This is a genomic window from Marinobacter sp. GH_1 (assembly GCF_048595985.1).
GTDB classification, from domain to species: Bacteria; Pseudomonadota; Gammaproteobacteria; order Pseudomonadales; family Oleiphilaceae; genus Marinobacter; species Marinobacter shengliensis.
On record NZ_CP184460.1, the window covers coordinates 4048905 to 4069171 of the forward strand.

17 protein-coding genes are annotated in these 20267 nt (G+C 57.1%); 7 read left to right on the forward strand and 10 right to left on the reverse strand.

Annotation, left to right across the window (positions count from 1 at the left end):
- Window positions 1-48 precede the first annotated feature (48 nt).
- The 3 genes from ACNSOI_RS18465 to ACNSOI_RS18475 form a co-directional block, all read right to left on the reverse strand.
- Window positions 49-5298 (reverse strand): DNA repair ATPase, encoded by a 5250-nt coding sequence (locus ACNSOI_RS18465; RefSeq protein WP_420194750.1) that lies wholly within the window; start codon window positions 5296-5298, stop codon window positions 49-51.
- 78 nt (window positions 5299-5376) lie between these two features.
- The gene (locus ACNSOI_RS18470) at window positions 5377-7380 is read right to left on the reverse strand and encodes a flotillin family protein (protein ID WP_286252385.1); all 2004 of its coding nucleotides are present in this window, start codon (window positions 7378-7380) and stop codon (window positions 5377-5379) included.
- 43 nt (window positions 7381-7423) lie between these two features.
- Window positions 7424-8050, reverse strand: a complete 627-nt coding sequence (locus tag ACNSOI_RS18475) for a hypothetical protein (protein WP_138436009.1) — start codon at window positions 8048-8050, stop codon at window positions 7424-7426.
- 206 nt (window positions 8051-8256) lie between these two features.
- Between ACNSOI_RS18475 and ACNSOI_RS18480 the strand changes: the two genes are divergently transcribed.
- The 3 genes from ACNSOI_RS18480 to ACNSOI_RS18490 are packed head-to-tail and all read left to right on the forward strand — an operon-like array spanning window position 8257 to window position 9741.
- The gene (locus ACNSOI_RS18480) at window positions 8257-8661 is read left to right on the forward strand and encodes a YjfI family protein (RefSeq protein ID WP_058091627.1); all 405 of its coding nucleotides are present in this window, start codon (window positions 8257-8259) and stop codon (window positions 8659-8661) included.
- 14 nt (window positions 8662-8675) lie between these two features.
- Window positions 8676-9371, forward strand: a complete 696-nt coding sequence (locus ACNSOI_RS18485) for a PspA/IM30 family protein (RefSeq protein ID WP_072676040.1) — start codon at window positions 8676-8678, stop codon at window positions 9369-9371.
- Window positions 9372-9417: 46 nt separating this feature from the next.
- On the forward strand, window positions 9418-9741 hold the full coding sequence (locus ACNSOI_RS18490; protein WP_152439358.1) for a hypothetical protein: 324 nt from the start codon (window positions 9418-9420) through the stop codon (window positions 9739-9741).
- Window positions 9742-9750: 9 nt separating this feature from the next.
- Here the strand turns inward: ACNSOI_RS18490 and ACNSOI_RS18495 are convergent, their stop codons facing one another.
- The 3 genes from ACNSOI_RS18495 to ACNSOI_RS18505 form a co-directional block, all read right to left on the reverse strand.
- The gene (locus ACNSOI_RS18495) at window positions 9751-10917 is read right to left on the reverse strand and encodes a glutathionylspermidine synthase family protein (protein WP_420194751.1); all 1167 of its coding nucleotides are present in this window, start codon (window positions 10915-10917) and stop codon (window positions 9751-9753) included.
- 4 nt (window positions 10918-10921) lie between these two features.
- Window positions 10922-12199, reverse strand: coding sequence for a group II intron reverse transcriptase/maturase (ltrA, locus tag ACNSOI_RS18500; RefSeq protein ID WP_420194047.1), 1278 nt, complete (start codon window positions 12197-12199; stop codon window positions 10922-10924).
- Between the two features lie 617 nt (window positions 12200-12816).
- The gene (locus ACNSOI_RS18505; RefSeq protein ID WP_420194752.1) at window positions 12817-12999 is read right to left on the reverse strand and encodes a hypothetical protein; all 183 of its coding nucleotides are present in this window, start codon (window positions 12997-12999) and stop codon (window positions 12817-12819) included.
- A gap of 163 nt (window positions 13000-13162) precedes the next feature.
- Here ACNSOI_RS18505 and ACNSOI_RS18510 point away from each other — a divergent pair, with 163 nt between their 5' ends.
- The 4 genes from ACNSOI_RS18510 to ACNSOI_RS18525 are packed head-to-tail and all read left to right on the forward strand — an operon-like array spanning window position 13163 to window position 16626.
- Window positions 13163-13897: a DUF1190 domain-containing protein gene (locus tag ACNSOI_RS18510; protein WP_420194753.1), complete on the forward strand. Its 735-nt coding sequence runs from the start codon at window positions 13163-13165 to the stop codon at window positions 13895-13897.
- A gap of 6 nt (window positions 13898-13903) precedes the next feature.
- Window positions 13904-14812: a hypothetical protein gene (locus ACNSOI_RS18515; RefSeq protein WP_420194754.1), complete on the forward strand. Its 909-nt coding sequence runs from the start codon at window positions 13904-13906 to the stop codon at window positions 14810-14812.
- A gap of 3 nt (window positions 14813-14815) precedes the next feature.
- The gene (locus ACNSOI_RS18520) at window positions 14816-15541 is read left to right on the forward strand and encodes a hypothetical protein (RefSeq protein WP_420194755.1); all 726 of its coding nucleotides are present in this window, start codon (window positions 14816-14818) and stop codon (window positions 15539-15541) included.
- Complete coding sequence (locus ACNSOI_RS18525) at window positions 15538-16626, forward strand: rhomboid family intramembrane serine protease (RefSeq protein WP_420194756.1); 1089 nt, start codon at window positions 15538-15540, stop codon at window positions 16624-16626. Before ACNSOI_RS18520 ends, ACNSOI_RS18525 begins: the two co-directional genes overlap by 4 nt.
- 53 nt (window positions 16627-16679) lie before the next feature.
- Here ACNSOI_RS18525 and ACNSOI_RS18530 read toward each other — a convergent pair whose 3' ends face one another.
- The 4 genes from ACNSOI_RS18530 to ACNSOI_RS18545 form a co-directional block, all read right to left on the reverse strand.
- Window positions 16680-18329, reverse strand: coding sequence for a hypothetical protein (locus ACNSOI_RS18530; protein WP_420194757.1), 1650 nt, complete (start codon window positions 18327-18329; stop codon window positions 16680-16682).
- Between the two features lie 45 nt (window positions 18330-18374).
- Window positions 18375-18839: a hypothetical protein gene (locus ACNSOI_RS18535; protein WP_420194758.1), complete on the reverse strand. Its 465-nt coding sequence runs from the start codon at window positions 18837-18839 to the stop codon at window positions 18375-18377.
- Between the two features lie 115 nt (window positions 18840-18954).
- The gene (locus ACNSOI_RS18540) at window positions 18955-19197 is read right to left on the reverse strand and encodes a hypothetical protein (protein WP_420194759.1); all 243 of its coding nucleotides are present in this window, start codon (window positions 19195-19197) and stop codon (window positions 18955-18957) included.
- 102 nt (window positions 19198-19299) lie between these two features.
- Complete coding sequence (locus ACNSOI_RS18545) at window positions 19300-19914, reverse strand: hypothetical protein (RefSeq protein ID WP_420194760.1); 615 nt, start codon at window positions 19912-19914, stop codon at window positions 19300-19302.
- Between the last annotated feature and the right edge of the window lie 353 nt (window positions 19915-20267).

The window sequence follows — 20267 nt, forward strand, 5'->3', positions numbered from 1 at the left end:
GCCAGATGATCTCCAGCGGCCTGCCTGTATACCATCAACATTTACCGACTACTGGGTCAGCAGCCGCTCCTGCAACTCCCGAATCACCCTCAACACCCGGCTCATTTCCTGCTGGGTTTTCAGATCCAGGTCCAGCTTGCCATCCATGGTTTTCACAAGCGGCACAATGGACTCCTCGAAGATCCTCGCAAACGCCATCAGGGCATCGCCCACTTGCGGCGGGCTGTCCAAGTTGACGGTGACTGCGGGATTCAGCTGAACCGATTGCAGGCCTTCGGTGAGGCCGGTTTCCAGGGAGCGGGACAACTGGCTCAGGGCCTTGTCGAGATCTGGTTCGGACTCCCTTCGGCTGTCCATTCCGGCCACCAATTGCTGTCCCAACTGCTGCATGTGCTCGGAAATCAGGCCCAGCTGGCGCACTACTTTCACGCCGGTTTCTTCATCACCACCGGCCTGTTGGCGGCGGCGGTATTCTTCGCAGATCGACTGCCAGCGGGCGGCTTCTGCCTCGCTCAGGGTGCCGCGCATCTGTTTGAGTTTCAGCAGGTTTTCTTCCGCGCCCTGGGTCAGCAGCTGGGATTCGCCCTGGTAATGGTCATCAATCAGGGCTTCCAGCTCATCCTCGCTCATGATCGGCGACAGTTTCTCTGCCAGCTTGTTCATGTTCCGGTAACTGCCCTGCAGCTTGAACGTCGGCTCGGTGCGATAGGCCTCGGCCTGGGCACTGGAGGCTATGTAGGCCTGATTCACTCGCAGCACGGTTTCCCGCACCCGGATCATTTTTTTCAGCAGGGAGACAATTTCGTCCCGCTCGGCGGCGCTGTAATCGTGTTCAAAATCGGAGTCCGCCACCGACTTGCCCTCGGCCAGGTCGGCAAAGCGGTAGAAATCCGCCATGCCACGGGTGGCCAGGGGCGCCAGCACCGGGTTGGAACTCAGGCTGTTCTCGATGTAGGACAGTGCAAAGGCGTGCTCCATACCTGAGAGCACGTCACCCAGGTTGTAGATATCAGCCCGGTTGGCGAGCATGTCGGGCACTTTGAACACTTCACCGCTCTCGGTGTAGGGGTTACCGGCCATGACCACACAGAAGCGTTTACCGCGCATGTCGTAGGTGCGGGTGCGGCCGCGCCAGACCCCCTCAATGCGTCGGGTGCCGTCACACAGGGAGATGAACTTCTGCAGGAACTCCGGATGGGTGTGCTGGATATCATCCAGATACAGCATCACGTTGTTACCCATTTCCAGGGCCAGGTTGAGTTTGATCAGCTCTGCCTCGGCGGTGGAGTGCGGCGCTTTTTCCGGGTCCAGCGAGGTGACGTCGTGGCCCAGGCTCGGGCAGTTGATCTTCATGAAGATCAGGCCCAGGCGGTTTGCCACGTATTCCATCAGGGTGGTCTTGCCGTAGCCGGGTGGCGAAATCATCATCAACAGGCCGGACTGGTCTGTGCGCCGGTCTTCACCGGCGGTACCCATCTGCTTGGCCAGGTTATCGCCGATGATCGGCAGATAACTTTCGCTGATCAGTTTGTTGCGCACAAAAGACGACAGCGGCCGGGGCCTGAACTCCTCAAGGCGCAGCTGATCGCGCCAGCGCTCCAGGACTTTGTGGCGGACTTCCTGCAATTGCTGCCAGCCGGGAATGATTTCCTGGCGGTGGTAGCGCAGGCGCTCATCGAACTCATCCAGCTGCAGGCTAAGGGTGCGCTCGTTTATGCGGCTGTGCTGGCCCAGCAGGCCATCCACATGAAAGGCCAACTCAACGCTGCGCACGCCGGTCTTGATGGCATCGCCCACATTGAGGACGGCCACCACTTCCGGCAGGTAATGCATCAGGTGTTGCTGGTCGGTTTTGCCCATCCAGGCCTTCAGCCAATGCTGGGCAATGGTCCAGCGAGCCGCCGGCTGGCCGCTCACCACATCCAGTGCTTGCTGGTACTGCGCAAACTGGTTATCCCGTTTCAGGGATTCGGTGAAACCGGCCGCCAGCTCACCCGCATAACGGGTGATATCAAACTGCTCGTTTTCCTCCGCCAGCTGCTGCACTAAATACTGGGCCGCCGACTCAATCAGGGTACGCTCGGCACTGCCTTTTTCCGCCAGCGCCAGCTGATGATGGGCGACAAACTCCGACATCTGCGGAGCAAGTTCCTGCTCCAGGGAGTACAACAATTCGTTCGACTGCATCATCCGGCTGAGAATACCGGCAGACAGGCAGCGTGAACGCAACTGTTGTGCCGCTAGATCCTGCCGGGCCACCTCGGCCCAGTACAGCATGGCGAGGGCACGGGCCTTGGGGCTGAATCGAAGCAATCCGGCGCTCTGGATAGCCGGCCAGAGGGTACTGACGACCAAAGCGGCATCGTGGTCGTGAATGCCTTTTTCATAGCCCTCACGGTAGCGGGGGGAGGCGAATTTACGGATGTAGTCGGTCAGCTCATTCAGATCGGCCACGTTGACGGGCAGATCAGATGCCTGCCGGAATTCCTCGATCACCAGTGCCGCAAGGTACTCGGCCCGGTAGACCCTGTCTGACTCCGACGGCTGGCTCATATTCCAGTAGCCGCGCAGGCGGTCCAGCTCTGGCTCGTCCAGGCGCTCGTAATACTGGGTGCCGGTCAGGTGCAGCAGCACGTGGTCGTCTCGCGGGATCAGCGTCAGGTCCAGCTCCTGCTGGTTAACGCTGAACCGGTGCTTGCCCAAACGGATGACCGCGCCGCCGTCTTCAAAGATATCGGCTTTATCGCGAACACTTCTGAGCGCGGTGTCCTGGGCGGCCTTGAGCTGCCCCAAGCAGTCATCCGCTTCCATGGCCGCGCCCAGCTCCCGCAGCTCTTTGGCCATGCTGCGCAGGCGCGCCACCATGGCATCGGAGGCGAAGAAGGCGTGCAGTTCTTCCGGGCTGGCGAACCGTTCGGTCCGGCGGGTGACATTCCGGAGTATGCGTTCGGCGGCATCGGTGAGTGTCGTTACCCGGCGCTGCTGCTGATCCTGCAGTTGCTGGCGCCGGGCCTCAATGCTTTCGTGGGCGTTCTCACGCTGCTCCAGAATGGCGGCAAGAAACTCATCGTATTCGCCAAACTGGCTTTCCAGTTCCTGCAACTGGTCGAGCATACGGGTCATCAGGCCATCACATTCCCGCACATCGGTCAGGGAACTCACGCCGTTGGCCAGGCTCTGCTCAAACAACCGCAGCCGGGCGGCAAACTGGGCCCGGGCCTCGGCACTGCCCTGCTCTTTCAAGCGCAGTTCCGCTTCCGAACGCTGCTGGTTGATGGTGGCGTAGATGCCGGAGATGTTATCGGTGATGGCGGTTTCCAGCGCGGCATCGTCACCGGCCATGGACGCCAGCATGCCCTGAATCATATCCAGCCCGGAAGTCAGCTCCCGGTAGCGGTCTACAATCTTGCGCAGGGCATCCCGGGTGTCGGCCTCGGCCAGGTCGGTTTGTAATTCGGTCAGGGTCTTGCGGTAACCATCCAGCGCCTCCGGTGAGGCCAGAAAACGGAAGGTTCGCTCCGTTAGCCGCTCCTCAGCGTCGGCCAGATCGCTTTCCAGCGTTTCGATACGAGCTTTATCGGCATATCGCCGATCATTCAGGGTGCGCACCCGACCACGATGTTCGCGCAGGCGGGCCAGGTAACTGACGAACTGATCCGGCGCTTTCCAGCTGTCCGGCTTCAGGTCTCGCATCAAAATGCCCTGAGCCTCAGCCACATCATTAACGGCGGTTTCCGTCTGCGCCCGGATGCTCTGAACTTTCTCATACTCATCCAGTACCAGTTCCGCAGTGCCACGGATGGTTGTCAGGTGCTGATGAAGCCCAGAGAATAGAACCTCTTCCTGCCTGCCAGACAGCCAGAAGAACTGGTCGAGCACACGGTCAACGGTGCGAATCAGGCTGGTGAAGTGGCGCTCACTGGCGCTGGAGGAGTCCACCAACGTCACTACCGTGTTTAATTCGGCAATACCCCGCACCAGTTCCGGATTGCCAATCCGAGCCAGTTCCGAATCGTTTGCCACGCTGGCCTGGGCATGGAAGCTCTCGGAGGTAAACGGGGTTTTCCATACCTGCAGCGGGTGCACCAGGGTCGGTTCGTTATCGGCATTGAAGACCACCAGATGACCGTTCTCGAACAGTGCGAAGCCATGGCCAATCAGGGGCACATCCGCCTGTTTCCGGATCAGGTTGTATCGGAACAGAATCACCTGCCCGGTGAGTTGCTCATAGAACACATACAGCATGTCCTCACCGTTCGGTGAGCGCAGGGTACGCTTGAGCCGGAAATCCCCTTCCGGAATCTGGAAGGTTTTCAGCTCACCGGTAGTGAGGTAATAGCCGGAGGGGAATATGAGGCCGTGATTGTCCGGCAACGACGCCACCGAACCGGCCATGGCATCCACCCGCTCAACCTTGCGCTGGGTGCGATTGAACAGGTAGTAGCGCCAGTGCTTTTCATTGAACGGCAGAATCCGCACCAGCAGAATCTCGCCAAGGTCGGCGTAGTCGAAACTGGCGTCATCCAGGGACTGGGAGTCAGACTCCACCGCGTCCTGATAGATGCCCTCGCCGGTGGCGGTGTTGTTCTCCACCTTGAAGGTGATGTTACCCCGCAGGTTGTCAACAAACAGGGTGTCGGCAATGTTCAGATGCGGCGAACGGCCCTGTACCTGGCTGTCACGGCCAACGGTTTTCCAGGGGAAGCTGAAACGGTCCGGGAAGGTCAGGTCGCGCTCGCCCCGGTTGTCCACGTATCGGTTTACGTTGCCATCCGGCTTCAGTTCCCAGCGGAACACCCTCAGGTCGTCCAGCTTGTCACCAATACGGAACGCCATCAGCAACATGCCCTTGAGGATGACCAGCTGAGACAGGGTGGCGGTGTTGTAGTACTGCTGCAGTTCCCGGAAGTCTGTGGCAAAGCGGGCATCGGTCAGGAAGGAGCCTTCGATGGCGGCTTCGGTCATTTCGAAACCGCTGTCGCCGTCATTCAGGTGGTACAGCCGGAACACATCCTCAACCGCCAGGGACTTGCGCAAGCCAAGCTGGAGATTGAAGCCAAACAGCAGTTTGTCCCCAAGACGAACCACGTCCCGTGCAATGGCATTGTTTTCGGTTCTGACCCGGGCCCGGCCAAGTACGTTCATGCCGGCACTGCCGAAAACCTCTTCCCGGGCCTGATTCAACCCGGACACCTGCTCCCGGAGCTGTCCGCCCTGCTCTTTCAGCCGCCGCTGGATGGTTTCGAAGGCAGAGCCTTCCTGAACAATGCTTTCAAGGCCGGTGCGATCCGTCGACATACCAAATCATCCTGAACTGAAGGGAAATCGGAATGGGAACAGCGACCGCCGGTGCTTGGACCGGCGGTCGCTGGGGCTTCAGGCGGTTTCCGAAGTCCGGCTGGACTTCTCACCGGAAACCCGTCCGGCGATGCCGGCCAGGGCTGCCTGCAGCGAGGGCGACTTATCCAGAACGCCCTGCACACTCTTGCCGTAACCCAGCCCCTGGGCAAACTTCTCGAAGATGCCGCCGTCGCCGCCAATCATTTCAAACTTGGCGTCTTTCAGGGCCGCCGCCATCACGCGACCATTTTCCAGCAGGCCGGTCTTCTGGGCTTCGATCTGCGCCATCACTTCCTTCTCATGAACTTCCAGGTTCATGCGGAATTCTTCGAAGTGACGAGCCTCTTCAGACATGTTGTCGTAGGCCTTCAGCTTCTCGACCAGGCCAGACGCTTCGGCCTTGGCCATGGCTTCGCGGGCATCGGCCTTGGCCAGACCCATACGCTGCTCGCCTTCGGCATCCGCCAGCACCATGGCTTTGCGGGCATCCGCTTTGGCCAGACCCAGCTTCTCTTCACCCATGGCTTCGGTTTCAAGGCGCTGCTCCAGCACCCGCACTTCAGCCAGGCCAGCTTCTTCGTCAGCCTTCGCCGTGGCCGATTTAACTTCGGCACGGGCCAGACCATCCGCACGGATCGCAGTTGCCTGAGCTTCCTTGACCTGGGCATCGGCCAGGCCATCGGCCGCTGCCATGGCCTGACGACCACGGGCCAGCTTCTCATCCGAAACCGACTTCTTCTCGGCGGCATCCAGGTCTGCCTGGGCTTTGACTCGAACCTGTTCAGCTTCAAACTTGGAACGTTCGAAGGCGGCTTCCGCAGCTTTCACGTCCATCAACTTAAGCTCTTCGGCATCCGCTTCAGCAGCTACCACTTTCTTGACCTTCAGGCGCTCAGCTTCAGAACGGTTGCGCACATCCTTGATGTTCTCTTCTTCTTCCGCCACATTGCGCTCAACCGCAATACGCTGACTGGTGATGTCGGCAATTTCCTTACGCTCGCCTTCCAGCGCCTTCTCCATGCCGATGCGCTCGATCTCTACGGCGCGCTCACGGTTTACATCTTCCAGCTCACGGGCCTGGCGAATGCGCACTTCCTCAATCTGCACCGCACGCTCACGGGCCTTCATGGCCATCTCGATCTGGCGCTGTTTGTTTTCTTCAGCAATCGCCAGCTCTTCATCGGTCTTGATGCGGGCGGCTTCAGCACGGGCACGCTCTTGCTCACGTACCTGCTCGGTTTCCGAGGTTTCACGGGCCTGCAGGGTTTCAATTTCACGGCGCTGACGGGCTTCTGCGTCGGCCTGACTACGCTCCAACTCCAACGATGCTTCGCGGGCGGAGACGTTCTTGCGCTGGATTTCCAGCTCCTGATCACGTTCCAGGCGGTTGGTTTCTACGTTGTGCAGTGCGGTAATTTCGGTGATGCGCTTGATGCCTTCGGAATCCAGAATGTTGTTTGGATCCAGAGAGGTTTTCGGTGTTTGCTCCAGGTAATCGATGGCCACGTCTTCGAGGATATAGCCATTCAGATCTTCGCCGATGGTCTCAACAATCGAATCCCGGAACCGCTGCCGCTCTTCGAACAGCTGCATGAACTCCATTTTCTTACCAACGGTTTTCAGCGCTTCACTGAACTTGGCATTGAACAGTTCGTTGACCGCATCGCGGTCAGAAGCACGGCCAACACCTACCGACTTGGCAACCCGCAGCACATCTTCTGCGGTTTCATTGACCCGCAGGTAGAAAGCAACGGTGATATCCGCCCGCAGGTTGTCCTTACAGATCAACCCTTCCTTACCGGTGCGGTTCAGCTCCAGGGTAATCACCGAGATTTTCATGGTCTCGGAACGGTGAATAACCGGCAGCACCATGGCCCCGGTGAAGTACACCTTCGGGGTGGGCGACAGATCGTTCACGATCAGGGCCTGGCCCTGATCAACCTTGCGATAGAAAGCCTTGAACAGGGCCAGAATGCCCAGTATCAACAAGACCAGAACGCCGACAGTCATGAAGACCGGGATGATCCAAGATAAATCCATTTACGCTTTCTCCTGAGCTGATTGGAAGGACGCTTGTGCAGGGTTAACCGGCGGAACCGCCGGACAGAAACTCAGATTCCGGTACCACCCACCAGGCGTTGGCGTCCGGAATGTGTTCAATAAGAATGGCCCGTTCCCGATGGGACAACGGGGAATGGCTGCGCACCTGCAACACCAGGTGAGCACCGTCCAGATGGGCTTCTGCCCGCCCAGATGTTTCAGAAACCGAGGAAGAAATCACCACGCAGGGTGTGCCGATAATGCGTTTTTGCAGAGGCGGCAGATAGGCACGGCGGAACAGAGGCCGAAGGGGGCGAACGACAATGGACGTGACCAACAGGCCGCTAACCAGGGATGTGAACAGCACCGCCAGCGCGTACAACCAGTGCAGAATGCCCGACGGCACCAGTGCGCCCAAGGCCAGATCAATGAAATAACTGGTCAACCAGCCAGCCAGGAACAACAGGGTGAGCACCAGCGGCAGGGGCACGCCTTGCAAGCCGAGAGTCACCATCAAACCACTGAAATCACCAGCAACATCAAGATCACCCTCGGCGTCTACATCACCCATACCAGAAAGGGAAATCAGCCAGTAAATAATGGCCACGCAAAGCAGTACGGAGAAAACCACCGTCGGGAAGGAGAACGCAACTGCGAAGAATGTTTCCATACGCGACCAGACATCCGTTCCGGTAAATCCAAGGGGTGACAGTTCATGTCAACAATTAGGCGTTGTTTATAACGCAAACAAACTATTTCTTGCAAATATTTAATTGCGGAGTATAGACTCGGCTTATTGACATAAAATGTCAAGCGACAGGACAAGGTTCGTCCGGATCGGCCGAACCGATTCAATGCCACAGGAAGGAGCTATTCGTGGACACTCAATCCCTCACCCTGGCCTTGGGTGATGCTACCCATGCAGGCCGTACCTTTGATGTGATGCCCGTAGCCGGTGACGAGCCGGTACTGCAAGTGGTCGTTTCCGGCGCTGAAGAAACGCCGGTGTACGTTACCGTAACCGACACCCAGATTCTGTGCCTTGCGTACCTTTTTGACGAACAGGAACTGAACCCGGAACGCCTGAACGAGCTGCATGAAAACATGCTCCGCCTAAGCGTACCCATGCCCCTCAGCGCACTGGGAAGAACCGGCGATCATTACGTGGTGTATGGCGCCTTGAGCCCCACCTCCGGTACGACCGAAATCATGCAGGAACTGGTCACGCTCGCCGAGAATGCCATCGACCTGTTACAGACTTTTGAAGACTACCTGGCTTGAGTGAGGGCTGAACCATGAGAACCGTACTGAAGAAAATCCTGACCGCCATGCGCGGTGGCGTTAACGAACTGGGTGAAGCCGTTGTGGATGGCCAGGGCAACCGCATTCTGGAACAGGAACTGCGAGACGCCGAACAGGAACTGAAACAGGCCAAGCAGGAACTGGCCGCCCTGATGGCCGAATCCGCATCGCTGGCCCGGCAGATCCGCGTTGAGCAGGACAGCGCCAGCAAACGCGAACAGGACGCCAGCAAAGCCCTGGCCGCAGGCCAGGAAGACCTGGCCCGGGAAGTGGCCGAACGCATTGTGGGCCACGAACGCCGCGCTGGGGAACTGACCCAGACCCGCGAATTGCTGCAACAGCGCATCAGCGGCCTGAAAGAGCGCGTACAGCGGGCAGAAAAGCAGCTGGCCGACTACCGCCGGGAACTGCAGGTGGTGAAAACCAACGAGCGGGTACTGCGCACCACCGCCCAGATCGACACCAACATTAACAGCAACCAGTCTTCCCTGAGCACCGCCAAGGAAACACTGGAGCGCATCCGTGACCGCCAGGCCCGGGAAGAAGACCGGCAAAACGCCAGCGCTACGCTTGAGAAAGAACTTACTGGGGCCGACCTGGATGAGAAACTGAAGGCCGCTGGCATTGATAGCGAGCAAGACGCGGTAAACGATGTCCTTGCCCGCCTGAAAGGCAACCAGGCTCAGTAACACTTTACGCGCCCCCAACACGGGGGCGCCTATCCAGGCTAAGCCAATGGCAAAGAAACCGGATTGGTCAAAAGAAGAACAAGCGGTTCAGGCGGTGCAACTGGCCTTTGATCTCTCCAACGACATCCAGCGCGCCTTCCGGGTGTCTGCAGCCCTGCAGGACATGACCACCGCTGATATGGTGCGCAAAGTCCTGCAGCTGCCCTACCGTAAGAATCGGGCCAGACCCCGGCTGACCATCACCCTGCGGGATGAGGATTTTGAGGTACTGGCAAAGAAGTACGGGCTTGATCCCAACGACCGCGCCGCGATTCGGCAGCGGGTGGCGGGGGAGTTGCAGGCGTTTGCGAGCAACTACCTGGCGGGATAGCGGCGCTCGTCAGCCGTCTATGAAATGCGGGACGAACCGCGACGTGTCGCGCGTGATCGCCGTATTGTCTTCACGGATACCCATCCCGACAGCCTCGTTACCCACAATCCAGCTCCCGATTAGGCAATAGTGCCCGGAGAAACGGGGAGGCGGACACCAACCCTGAATGATGGTTGGCCCATCGCCATATGGCCCCTCAACCTGAGCCTCCACTCCGGCGCCGGTTTCAATCGCAATGTTTGCACCTTCTCTGGAGAACAACGGCTTGCGAACCCAGCGTTCGAGGTTCGGATCACGTCGCTTATCGCTTTCAAACCAGGCTGGCAAAAGATTTGGATGGCCCTCATGGCGCTCCCACAACAAAGGCAGGATACCTTTATTCGACAGGATCAGCTTCCATGGCGGTTCGACAAACTGGGTGCCACTGGCACCCACATAATCGGAAAAAGATTCCTGCCACATCCATTCCCAAGGGTATAGCTTGAACAATTGATCAACAGGCTCATCATCAAGGCCAACAAATCGCTGACGCTCTCCAAGGCCAATCTCATCAATAAATAAGGTCTTGGGATTAAGCCCGGCCTGATCCGCGCAGTCGGCGAGATACTCAATGGTACCGGCATCTTCGGGATGGTCCCGGCAGCAGGCCAGGTGAAACGACTGCCCTGCACGACCAATCATTGCCAACCGCTCGATCAGAGCCTCCTGCAATCGATTGAACTGATCGGCGCCTGCCGGCAGTTGCCCTCGCTCAATTTGTTGTTCAAGCCACAACCATTGGAAGAACCCGGTTTCATAGAGAGAGGTTGGGGTGTCCGCGTTGTATTCGTAGAACTTCGCAGGCCCGGCACCATCGAACGAGAAGTCCATTCGCCCATAAAGTGACGGCTCAGAAAACTTCCAGCTTTCGGCGATCAGATCCCAGGCCTTCCCGGGTATCGCCAATTGATCCAACAAGCGCTCGCTTGAGACCACCTCACCCACCAGATCGAGACACATTGCGTGAAGTTCCTCAGTGGGAGCCTCAATACCGTCTTCAATTTCGGCAAGCGTAAACTGATAACAGGCGGTTTCATCCCAATAGGGTTCGCCCTCCAGGGTATAGCGAGTAGGGTGAGGCGTTACCGCCTCATCCCTCTCACAGAACCGTACATACGGGCCACGTATACGGCTCATGCCATTAACTTACCCCGAACTCGGGGACAGTGATGCCGGTTTTGACCTTCGCAAGATCCATCAACTTCAGGTCATTGTGCAGGTAGGTGTTGGGCAGGGCCAGACTGGCCAGTGGGGACGCCGCGTTGCGCCAGCTTTGCATCTTGATATGCCGGAACGGGGGTTGGTAACCTAGCTGTTTCAGCCTCCGATGCAGCCGACTCGGCTTTTTCCACTGCTTGAGCTGGAGGCAGCGCAGGCGCCGCCTTAGCCAACTCATCACCTGCTTTAACACCCGCGCGCAGTTCGCCACCCGGAAGTAGCTGACAAAGCCCCGCAACACCGGATTCAGCTCACGTATAATGGCCGCGAGTCCGATGCCCCGGTTTCGCTTCGTCAGTGATTTCAGCTTCTGCTTAAGCCTGACCACCTTCTTTCCCTGTATGCGGGTGTACTTGCTATGTATCACCACGCCCAGGAACTTAACCCCTTCATCACTATGGGCGATGTGGGTTTTGGTGGTATTGACCGTCAGCTTCAACTCATTTTCCAGATAGCGCCGGGCAACCCGTAACGCATTCTCCGCGCCCGCTCGTGAGCCGCACAGGATCAGGATGTCGTCCGCGTAGCGAACGATCCGGTGCCCCCGCGCTTTCATGAACTGGTCGAAGGCGTCCAGGTAGGCGTTTGCGATCAGCGGACTGATCACGCCACCCTGAGGGCTTCCCAGTTCCGTCTCTTCGAGGTGGTATCCCACCATCACGCCACTTTCCAGGAACTGGCGCAGCAGTGACAGGACACTGCCGTCCGTGATCCGTTGGCGGAATTGGCGGATGATCAGGTCATGGTTGAGTGTGTCGAAGCATTTCGACAGGTCCATATCCACGACCCACTCACGCCGGTATCGGCGGATGAACAACTCCGCCTTGCCAATGGCATGGTGACCACTGCGTCCCGGACGATACCCGTAGCTCGACGGGTGAAAGCCCGGGTCGAAGATCGGCTCTAGGATGCTGCGCAACGCCTGCTGCACAACCCGGTCCCGAACCGTTGGAATGCCCAGTAAACGCTCACCACCATCGTCCTTGGCAATGGCGACGCGCCTGACCGGCTGCGCCCGATAGCGCTTTTCCTTCAGCTCGAGCAACAGGCACGACAGCTCCACCTCCAGATTCGCCTCAAACGCACCCAGGCTCTGCCCATCGATTCCGGCCGCGCCCTTGTTGCGTTTGATGTGTCTGAAGGCTTCATACAGGCGCTGTTTTGACAGCAATTGCCCGTACAGACTGTAGTATTTCCTCATGCCTGCTCATCTCTGTGGTGACGGCTTCGAGGATCGGTCTGGCTGCCGGTCTGTTTCAGGCGATCCGTCCGGGTACTAGCGCTCTGGCAATCTGCCGCCACGGTATCGCTCTACTCCCTTGTCCGGAGAACACCAGAGCCACTGCGTTCCCGCAGCACCCCAGTGCACGTCCCTGCCCCGTCGGGCAGCTTGTGAACACAGCGTCCACCTCTCACTCGTCGTCCGTCATTCTCGTTAATGACTTCCGCCCTTCGCATCCGATCAGAGCTTTTGACCCTGACCGGTCCGCTGAACCTCCGCCAGCGGTCATTCCGGTTTTGTCCTCCACGCTGTTACCAGGCTTCTCAGGCCGGAACTTCCTCACTACTACGGCTTCATCTGCCACCTCGCACCGACTGCGGCCTCGGCTTTCACCTTGCGCCACAGCCTCCGGCGTCGCCGGATTCGGTGTCAGGCTTCCCCGGTTACTGCACCGGCTCCCTGTTAACGATGCCACCCTCAAACACAGCCCAGGTCTGACTGAGTATCGGGCTTCGCGTTATTTCGCACGCTGACCCACCTGAACTGCCGAAGCAGGTTCACTTGCGTTGTGTACCGTTAACTTCCTATGGCTTCCTTCAGACCCCACCGTTGGCCAGTGGCGCCCTTGCCAGTCGGATTGTCTTCCCCTCAGTCGGGGTGACGCCATCTTCTTTCAGATGGCCGGGTTTGCCGGCTTCGCCGGGCAAACGAAAATGGAATCCATAGGATTCCGCCTGAGAGCACCAATCCGGGCGGGGAGCCATTTGAATACGTTTCATGGAGTGTCCTTCTCCTGAGGCGGGCCAGTCCAATACTTTCCTGAAGCGCGAGAGTCTACCGGCATTTCCACACCCGGGAAAGTCGCCAAGTCCAACCGGATTGACCTTTCCTTTCGCTTGCTATAAATTCCCGCCCAAACTGCATACAGGAGAAGGACACTCCATGGCCACTCAGGACGAGGCAAACGCCATACTGCCAACCCGTACCCGTCGTCAGAAACGCTCCCAGACCGCAACGCTGGTGCTAATGGGTGCTACGCCCTTCGCTGTGCTTGGCCTGGACCCACTGCATTCGGAGGTCCGGGTTTTTCGCGACCTGCAGGCATGCCAGACCGCCTTGCCAGGCGCACAGGACTATTGCGAGACACTAAACGCAGAGGCAGCAGAGCGGCATCCGTCACTCGCCCCAAAGTACACTTCTCGCCACCAATGTGAGTCGGACTTTGCTCACGTAACCGTCAACAGTTCGTGTGAAAATGGCTGGTGCGGCATTGACGATCTCTCCATCTGCGAGCGCACAGCAGATGGCTACTATCGCCCCCCCTTTTCAGGCTTTCTGGTCGATCAAGCCATCCTTGATGGCACCTATGAGGGAACCAGGCCCGCGCCCGAATCTCTGGATGACAGGCAATTGCAGCCGGTGTACAGCATTTCCGACGAGACCCTGAGCAGCAGTGGTGATGAAGGCCAGGGCTCGACTTATCGCAGCCACACGCCCTTCCTCTGGCATTACGTGATGGCCAACGGCCAGTACCTTGGCAACCAGAATCTTCGTGATCCCGTAACACGAACCAAAAGCCAACTGGCAGCCAACACCAGCAGAACCTTCACCGGCACCAGCCAGCGTGGCGGCTTTGGCTCCACGGCCAGGCAAACCATGCAGGCGGCAAGGAGCTGATCAATCATGGTTAAACCCACTTTCAGCGCCTTGGCACTGGTAGCCTGCCTGTTCACCACCGTAACAACGCAAGCAGAAACGACAATATCGGCACTCGCCGAAGACCTTCAGCAGCGGCTAACGCAAACACCGGAGACCCTGCGCTGGCTGAAGCCCAACAAAGACGAACCGCTAGCACACACAGACCTCGGCATCGACCCGGAAACCTGCGAAGCCCCGGTGCTCGCCCGGGCGGGAACTCATCCCCGCTTTCTGGTTCGCTGCGTCAACCGCGCCTTGGTCAACTTTCGTGTTACGGACATTCAAACACTGACATCCTGGGCCTACTCCGACGGCGATTGGAGCACAGGGCAAATCATCGCCATTCGCGGTATCGACAATTCTCCAACTAGCCGGTACAGCTCAAGGCAAGTGGAGTACGAAACCGTATGGCATAAAGGTGAGCCGGCCGGACCATACGAACGCAGTCTCACGCTCCTGTCGGAGACCGATCTCCGCAAGTTGGCTAAATTCTGGAATAGCTTTGACACCGGGGAACTGCCGGTACTGGAATCCCTGGAACAATGGCGCCAACTGACATGGCCCGATGCGGTGGTCGGGCTCCGTCGCAATGGCCAACTTCTGCTTCAACAAGGAACGCTGGCAGGCACCAGCGACCTGCTGGAAGAATTGTCCTCAAAGGACGCGCTACCACCTTTCGCCAGAGGCTTGATCCGCCCGGTGAAAAAAGTCTGGCGCGGCACCACGCCTCCGGGTGAGCCGATGTTTCTTCTGCACAGCCTGCGAGCGAACGGCACAGATTACGCTTTAGCACTTTCCAATGTGACTGCCGGTGCCGCCTCCCAGAACATACAACGGCTCAGTGCCGGTTTGCCCTATGAATTGGTATTTCTTCCAATAGAAAGGAATCTGTAAGTCATGACGACCGCCAGCATGGAACCGTCTCAGGCGGTTACTAACCCGCTAGATAGCCTGAAACAAATCCGAAACCACAACCGTTATGCAGGGCAACTTCTGCTTGCCGGCAACCGGTCGGCCTTGACCAGTTTGCTCGTGGTTTGGTTCCCGGTAATCGCAGTGCTGACTTACGGCTTTGTGGTGCCGTTTACCTACACAGCATGGGGCGAGAACAACCTGTTATTGATTCTGTATTGCTGGACGGGCCTCTGGCTGGCTCTTACAGCAGCAAGCGTTACCTTCGGCACCGGACGGCACGTGTATTCTGTTGACCTGGCCAATCGCACCATCAGTCATCTGAACTCAGAGCAAAGCACGTCCCTAGCACTCGAGCTTCGCCAAGGATCAGAAGGCAGCTACCTTGATCTGAAGACCCCCCTGGATAGTGGCTGGCATTTGGACGTGGATTCCCGGATTGTGGCGGAATTAACCCCGGCAGAAGTGCAGTCGATCCGGCGGTGGCAACCGGCTAAACTCAAGGACCACATCCGAAAAAAGGTCAAAGATGGCTCGCTTACAACCCTGTTTGTCGTCGCGAATATCCCGCTAGTCGTTATACATCTTGTTTCCGGAACCTTCGGCCTTCTGATCATGTGCCAGATTTACATGCTTGCGGCCTGGACCCTCACCCAAACTCTTGACTGGTTCCTGGAAAAGCGTGATCAGCAAGTTATGGAGCAACTGTGAAATCCTACTGTCCTGCCTGCGACACCCGCACCCTGAGGCCACTCCAGGGAGGCGACCAACGAATTGCTGAATGCAGGCATTGCCATGGGGTGTGGTTTGAAGATGGCAGCCTGAACTGCGCCATAACCGGCCACCACGATCATATTGAGCACTACGATCATGAACAGCACCTGGGGCCGAAACTGGGCGTAAGCAATCGCCAGTGCACCAGATGCAGGGTTTCCATGACGCACTACCAGTTACTGGCCGATTACAGCGTAGAGATCGACTGCTGCCCGACCTGCGACGGTGTCTGGCTTGACCAGCATGAAGTGGATCAAGTCATTCACTCGCCGTTGCTTAAGGATGCCTTGGCGGAACTGAACAAAAAGGTCACCTGGAAATCCTGGGTGTTCCAGTTCTTCACGGCCATGCCTGTTGAATACAACATCCAGCCTCATCGCACACCCTGGATGACATGGTTACTCATCGCACTATGCACACTTGTCTTCTTCAGTGGCGTCTATGACGCCGGCTCCAACGAATGGATCTTTCTGAACCTTGGCCTTAACTCAGATTCCCCGAGTGCAGCCCATGTGGCCATGCAACTGTTTACCTACCAGTTTGTTCACGGCGGGCTGATGCACCTTGTCGGTAACATGTATTTTCTGTGGATTATCGGCGACAACCTGGAAGACGCATTGGGCCACTGGACTTTTCTAGGCCTGTATCTGCTGTCTGGGGTGGTCGCCGCACTGGCAGAGCTTATGCTGTTTGATGCCTCTCAAGGACCGTTGCTACTGGTAGGCGCCAGCGGCTCCATCGCAGCCCTGTTCGGCCTCTATCTCATGTGGTTCCGCCATGCCAGCCTGACATTCATGATCGTTATCTACCAGAAGAAACTGGCCCCTCACTGGTATTTCCTGATCTGGAGCCTGATCAATCTGTTCGGGATGTTTACCGCCCAGGGCGGCGTGGCCTGGGCTGCTCATCTTGGCGGGTTCGTATTGGGTCTATTGATCGGATACCTGATGCGAGACTATGTTCTTGCAAAGAATCCGCTGATCGCCATGCTGAACCAGCCAGAGGCAGCCATCAGCCGGTAGGTAAGCGTTCACCGGCTGACGGGTTACACACAATCGCCCAAGCCAACGCAGACTCAGTAGCCAACCAGAATCATGACGAAAACAAAGACAATGGCGGCTGCTCCCATCCACTTCAGGAGCAATTTGCCGTCGGAAGCGTTGTCACGATTTTCGGAAACAGCTGGCCCTGAGGTGTCGTCGTCCTGAGAGGCAAAACTCAGAAGCGCAAGACTCCTGATGGTTTGCGACACGGTTTGGTCCAGCGACACCCGAACACCGTTATACCAGGGTTCCGGATATTCAATCAGCGCTGGCGGCACAACAATCGAGCCCAGCGCGTCCCAAAGGGTCATAACACCATCGACAACGACAAATTCCCGTTGCGGCAGCTCCGTGGCAACCTGTTCTTCATCCAACTCAACGTCTTGCTGAGGACTACAGACATAGTTGCCATCCTGCATCCCGAGAACCAACACCGGCACCAGATTCTCACCGCACCGGAAACCGGCCAGAAAGGGAAACCGTTCGTCATCGGGATCACTGAAAAAGCGTGAATCCGAGTTTTCTGGCTGAGCTGAAAGCAGGTCCCGTAAATGCCCACCCAAGAAAAACAAACCGTCTTCCAACCTGCGCGAGAGCACACACAACCTCCAGCTAATGTGCCGCAGAAGCAGCCCGCGCAGGGCGTCTGGAAGTGGATGAAGCCCCGGCGCCTGCGGCAGCCGATACGGCATTCGTTCAACCTCTTCAACCCTCAGAGTTTCTTCATACAGTTTGAGCGACGTTATACCGGCACCAAAGCGGCTTTGCTGCATGTATTGAATCGCAAATCGAATGGCTCCGACAGGTTCTTCCTCGTATTCGTTACCATCATCGTCAACGGCGATTGGAGTAATCGTCGTGGGTGCCACTTCGAGTTTCAGGCCCGAACTCTGGTTGAACAACCGCTCCTCCAGCAACTCGTAGAACTGCTGTGCCGTGGCCAGGAGTGCCGGAGGCATTGTCTCAACGGCGGATAACCGGGGCTGATGACTGGCGTTCTGATCCCGCGTCAACGGCACGTGCCGGCCAAGCACCGGCGTTGCCCAACGATCAAATATCCGGCGCTCACCGTCTGACAGAGCTGAGCGTGGCACTGCTGACTCCGGCAAATCCGGCAGCATGGGATTACCCTGCCAATCAACGGTGTCATCGTAAATCAGTCGCAAAGTACCGGTGTCGGCGCCTTCACCTTCGTCGTTCCAGTACTGCAGGCAGCCCGGAGCCAGGTCCTCAGCGCCCTCACCCTCAAGGGGCAAAGTCGTTATCTTGTAATAACGATCGCCGCCCTCTTCACTTGTGGCCAGCGCCGTATGCCCCAGTGCTGCCAGGGGCCCACCTTCAAGCACGGCGCCTTGTTGGTGCCACGTCACGATGCCCCCATCGGAATGGGCCAAACGAGCGATTTCCCAAAGGGGCAAGGTTTTGACGAAGGGTTTGACTGATGGGTTATGCTCAGTAAGCGCCGAGACCAGATCCTCAGCCTCCTGCTGGTCCAATGCAACGATAGCAGCCTGATCCGGCCCGTACTGGACAAAGGCCACACGCTCGATACCCGAAGGGTCCGTCGCAAAAAGTGTAAAAAAGGATTGCTCTGCCCAGCGAGTCAGCAATTCCTTGATATTGTTCTGGTCCAACGCTTTCTTCAGCGAAGCAGACGGTGACGATTCTACAACTGCGCCCATAGCTACGATCCCTGTTGGAACTGATTTTCTTGAAACGAGCCTTGCTCAGCTTTGCTGCTCGGCTTCTGATAACTCCGCCAACGAAACAAAGACAAGATCAAGGTGCCCGCCCGGGACAATCTGCCAGGTCATCACTCCCTCTTCCGCCGGGACGCCCGGTTCATTAACCAGCACGAAATGCTCGTCTACGTATGTTTGAACTTCCTGAATCACGGAAGGCGTGATCTGAGAACCGGCTACCAGAAGCATGACGCCAATGGAAAAAATGGGCCCGGGATTCAGTAGAATCGTTTCCCAAAGGGTTGGGCCATTCCAACCAACCCGGATAGAGCTCGGCCCACCGATCAGGATCAGGCCACCGATTACGGCAATCGCGATACCGAGCACAGTTAGAACGTTACTGATGTTCTGTCTGGACTCGAGTTTCTGAGCAAGCGGGAAATTTTCAATACGATGAGGTAATTCGTCGGCGGTAAGCCGGCGCTTTGAGGAAGATTCCATTCCTAACATTCCCTGTATTCGTATCCATTTGAGCGGCGTATGGTAAGCAGCTCCACTTCAGGATTCAACCGGTGCGATGCACCGAGCGAGCGCAACTATGGTTAGCCCCAGTTTTTTCAGGTAATCATGCTGCCGAAATCTTGCGTTCAATTTCCTGCAAGCGGCGGCGCATAGCGCCATCCACCTCTTCCGGTTTGATCCTGGAAATGATGTTCCGAAGTACCCGGATTTCGTTCTCATCAATCACACCATCGCGCTCGGCAATACGAACGATTGATCCTAATTCTTCGGCATCCAACTTGCCGTCATCGGCAAAGCACTGGATGGACATGAATGACATTTCGAGATGATCGCGACTTCCTGACATGGTGTTCTCCTTGTGGTGACACTTCTTGAAGTTTAACTCTATAAGGGCCGCACTTCTCAAAGCCCCAAACTGTGAATAACGGGATGGCTGTGGCGATTCCAATCACATCAACTGATCGAGTAATCGACTGCCCTGGAAACGCCGGAGGTAATGCATCAAGGGGAGGTTCAGCAAACTAAGAGGGGCCGTCATCAAAAAGCCCGGCAGTATAAAAAACAACGACAGTTTGCTGGTACCTTTATCAGGAGCATTACGACTCCTCAATCCGAACATCACGAGGCCAAGAAGCAGCAGAAAAACACCCAACCCCAGAACACCGACCATCAACATAGTTTGGGGAGCCGCTCTTTCCGCCATGATGAAGCCAAACACAGCGAGGAACCCTGCCGTACAAACCAGGCCAGTTGCGATTTCTTCGTCTTGTTGAAGTTCGAGCTTGTCTGAGAGGACCGACAATGTCGCCGTTAAAGTGTCAGAGTCAGAATGTTGGGGTGCGACAGTGGCTTCTTTAATGCTCAACACCATGAAAGGCTTCTTGCGATCATCGTTTTTGAGCTGTAGTGCAGCAACATCACCACCGCGCCAGTCGACGGGTTTGCCGCGCTGATTAATAGGCGTAATGGTCGAGTGGGGAAGCGCCCGCTGGAGATCCTCTGCGAGGCTTTGGAGATCGTTGACAGAAATACTCTGAAATCTGATTTCAGGGGAAAGTAACATTGGATTATCCTTTTCCAGTATCGCACTGCGTCCGGCAGTGACTTCAAACGTAACAACTATACACGGCTCCCTGAGACTGATCCATTCACATCAACACGTCAATCCACGAAAATACAAAGGCCGGCGCACAAAAAACGTCTTAAACACGGATTGACAGGACAAGTCCGGGTCTCTTGACCCAAAACTCTTTCGTTGCTTTATTCATGATGCATACTTCAGCTTCTCCAGCACCACACCATCGCAGCCTCCACGGGTGATTCAGCAAACCGGCTGATACCCCTCAGGGGGTTCTGTTAAGGTATCGCATCCCGACGATAGGAACCTGATGTGACGTTTGTCATTGTTGCCCCCAG

What these genes read in the sequence shown, in the direction of transcription:
- ACNSOI_RS18465 (WP_420194750.1), bottom strand. Translation starts at nt 5,298, where the DNA reads ATGTCGACGGATCGCACCGGCCTTGAAAGCATTGTTCAGGAAGGCTCT.
- ACNSOI_RS18470 (WP_286252385.1), bottom strand. Translation starts at nt 7,380, where the DNA reads ATGGATTTATCTTGGATCATCCCGGTCTTCATGACTGTCGGCGTTCTG.
- ACNSOI_RS18475 (WP_138436009.1), bottom strand. Translation starts at nt 8,050, where the DNA reads ATGGAAACATTCTTCGCAGTTGCGTTCTCCTTCCCGACGGTGGTTTTC.
- ACNSOI_RS18485 (WP_072676040.1), top strand. Translation starts at nt 8,676, where the DNA reads ATGAGAACCGTACTGAAGAAAATCCTGACCGCCATGCGCGGTGGCGTT.
- ACNSOI_RS18490 (WP_152439358.1), top strand. Translation starts at nt 9,418, where the DNA reads ATGGCAAAGAAACCGGATTGGTCAAAAGAAGAACAAGCGGTTCAGGCG.
- ACNSOI_RS18495 (WP_420194751.1), bottom strand. Translation starts at nt 10,917, where the DNA reads ATGAGCCGTATACGTGGCCCGTATGTACGGTTCTGTGAGAGGGATGAG.
- ltrA (WP_420194047.1), bottom strand. Translation starts at nt 12,199, where the DNA reads ATGAGGAAATACTACAGTCTGTACGGGCAATTGCTGTCAAAACAGCGC.
- ACNSOI_RS18505 (WP_420194752.1), bottom strand. Translation starts at nt 12,999, where the DNA reads ATGAAACGTATTCAAATGGCTCCCCGCCCGGATTGGTGCTCTCAGGCG.
- ACNSOI_RS18510 (WP_420194753.1), top strand. Translation starts at nt 13,163, where the DNA reads ATGGCCACTCAGGACGAGGCAAACGCCATACTGCCAACCCGTACCCGT.
- ACNSOI_RS18515 (WP_420194754.1), top strand. Translation starts at nt 13,904, where the DNA reads ATGGTTAAACCCACTTTCAGCGCCTTGGCACTGGTAGCCTGCCTGTTC.
- ACNSOI_RS18520 (WP_420194755.1), top strand. Translation starts at nt 14,816, where the DNA reads ATGACGACCGCCAGCATGGAACCGTCTCAGGCGGTTACTAACCCGCTA.
- ACNSOI_RS18530 (WP_420194757.1), bottom strand. Translation starts at nt 18,329, where the DNA reads ATGGGCGCAGTTGTAGAATCGTCACCGTCTGCTTCGCTGAAGAAAGCG.
- ACNSOI_RS18535 (WP_420194758.1), bottom strand. Translation starts at nt 18,839, where the DNA reads ATGTTAGGAATGGAATCTTCCTCAAAGCGCCGGCTTACCGCCGACGAA.
- ACNSOI_RS18540 (WP_420194759.1), bottom strand. Translation starts at nt 19,197, where the DNA reads ATGTCAGGAAGTCGCGATCATCTCGAAATGTCATTCATGTCCATCCAG.
- ACNSOI_RS18545 (WP_420194760.1), bottom strand. Translation starts at nt 19,914, where the DNA reads ATGTTACTTTCCCCTGAAATCAGATTTCAGAGTATTTCTGTCAACGAT.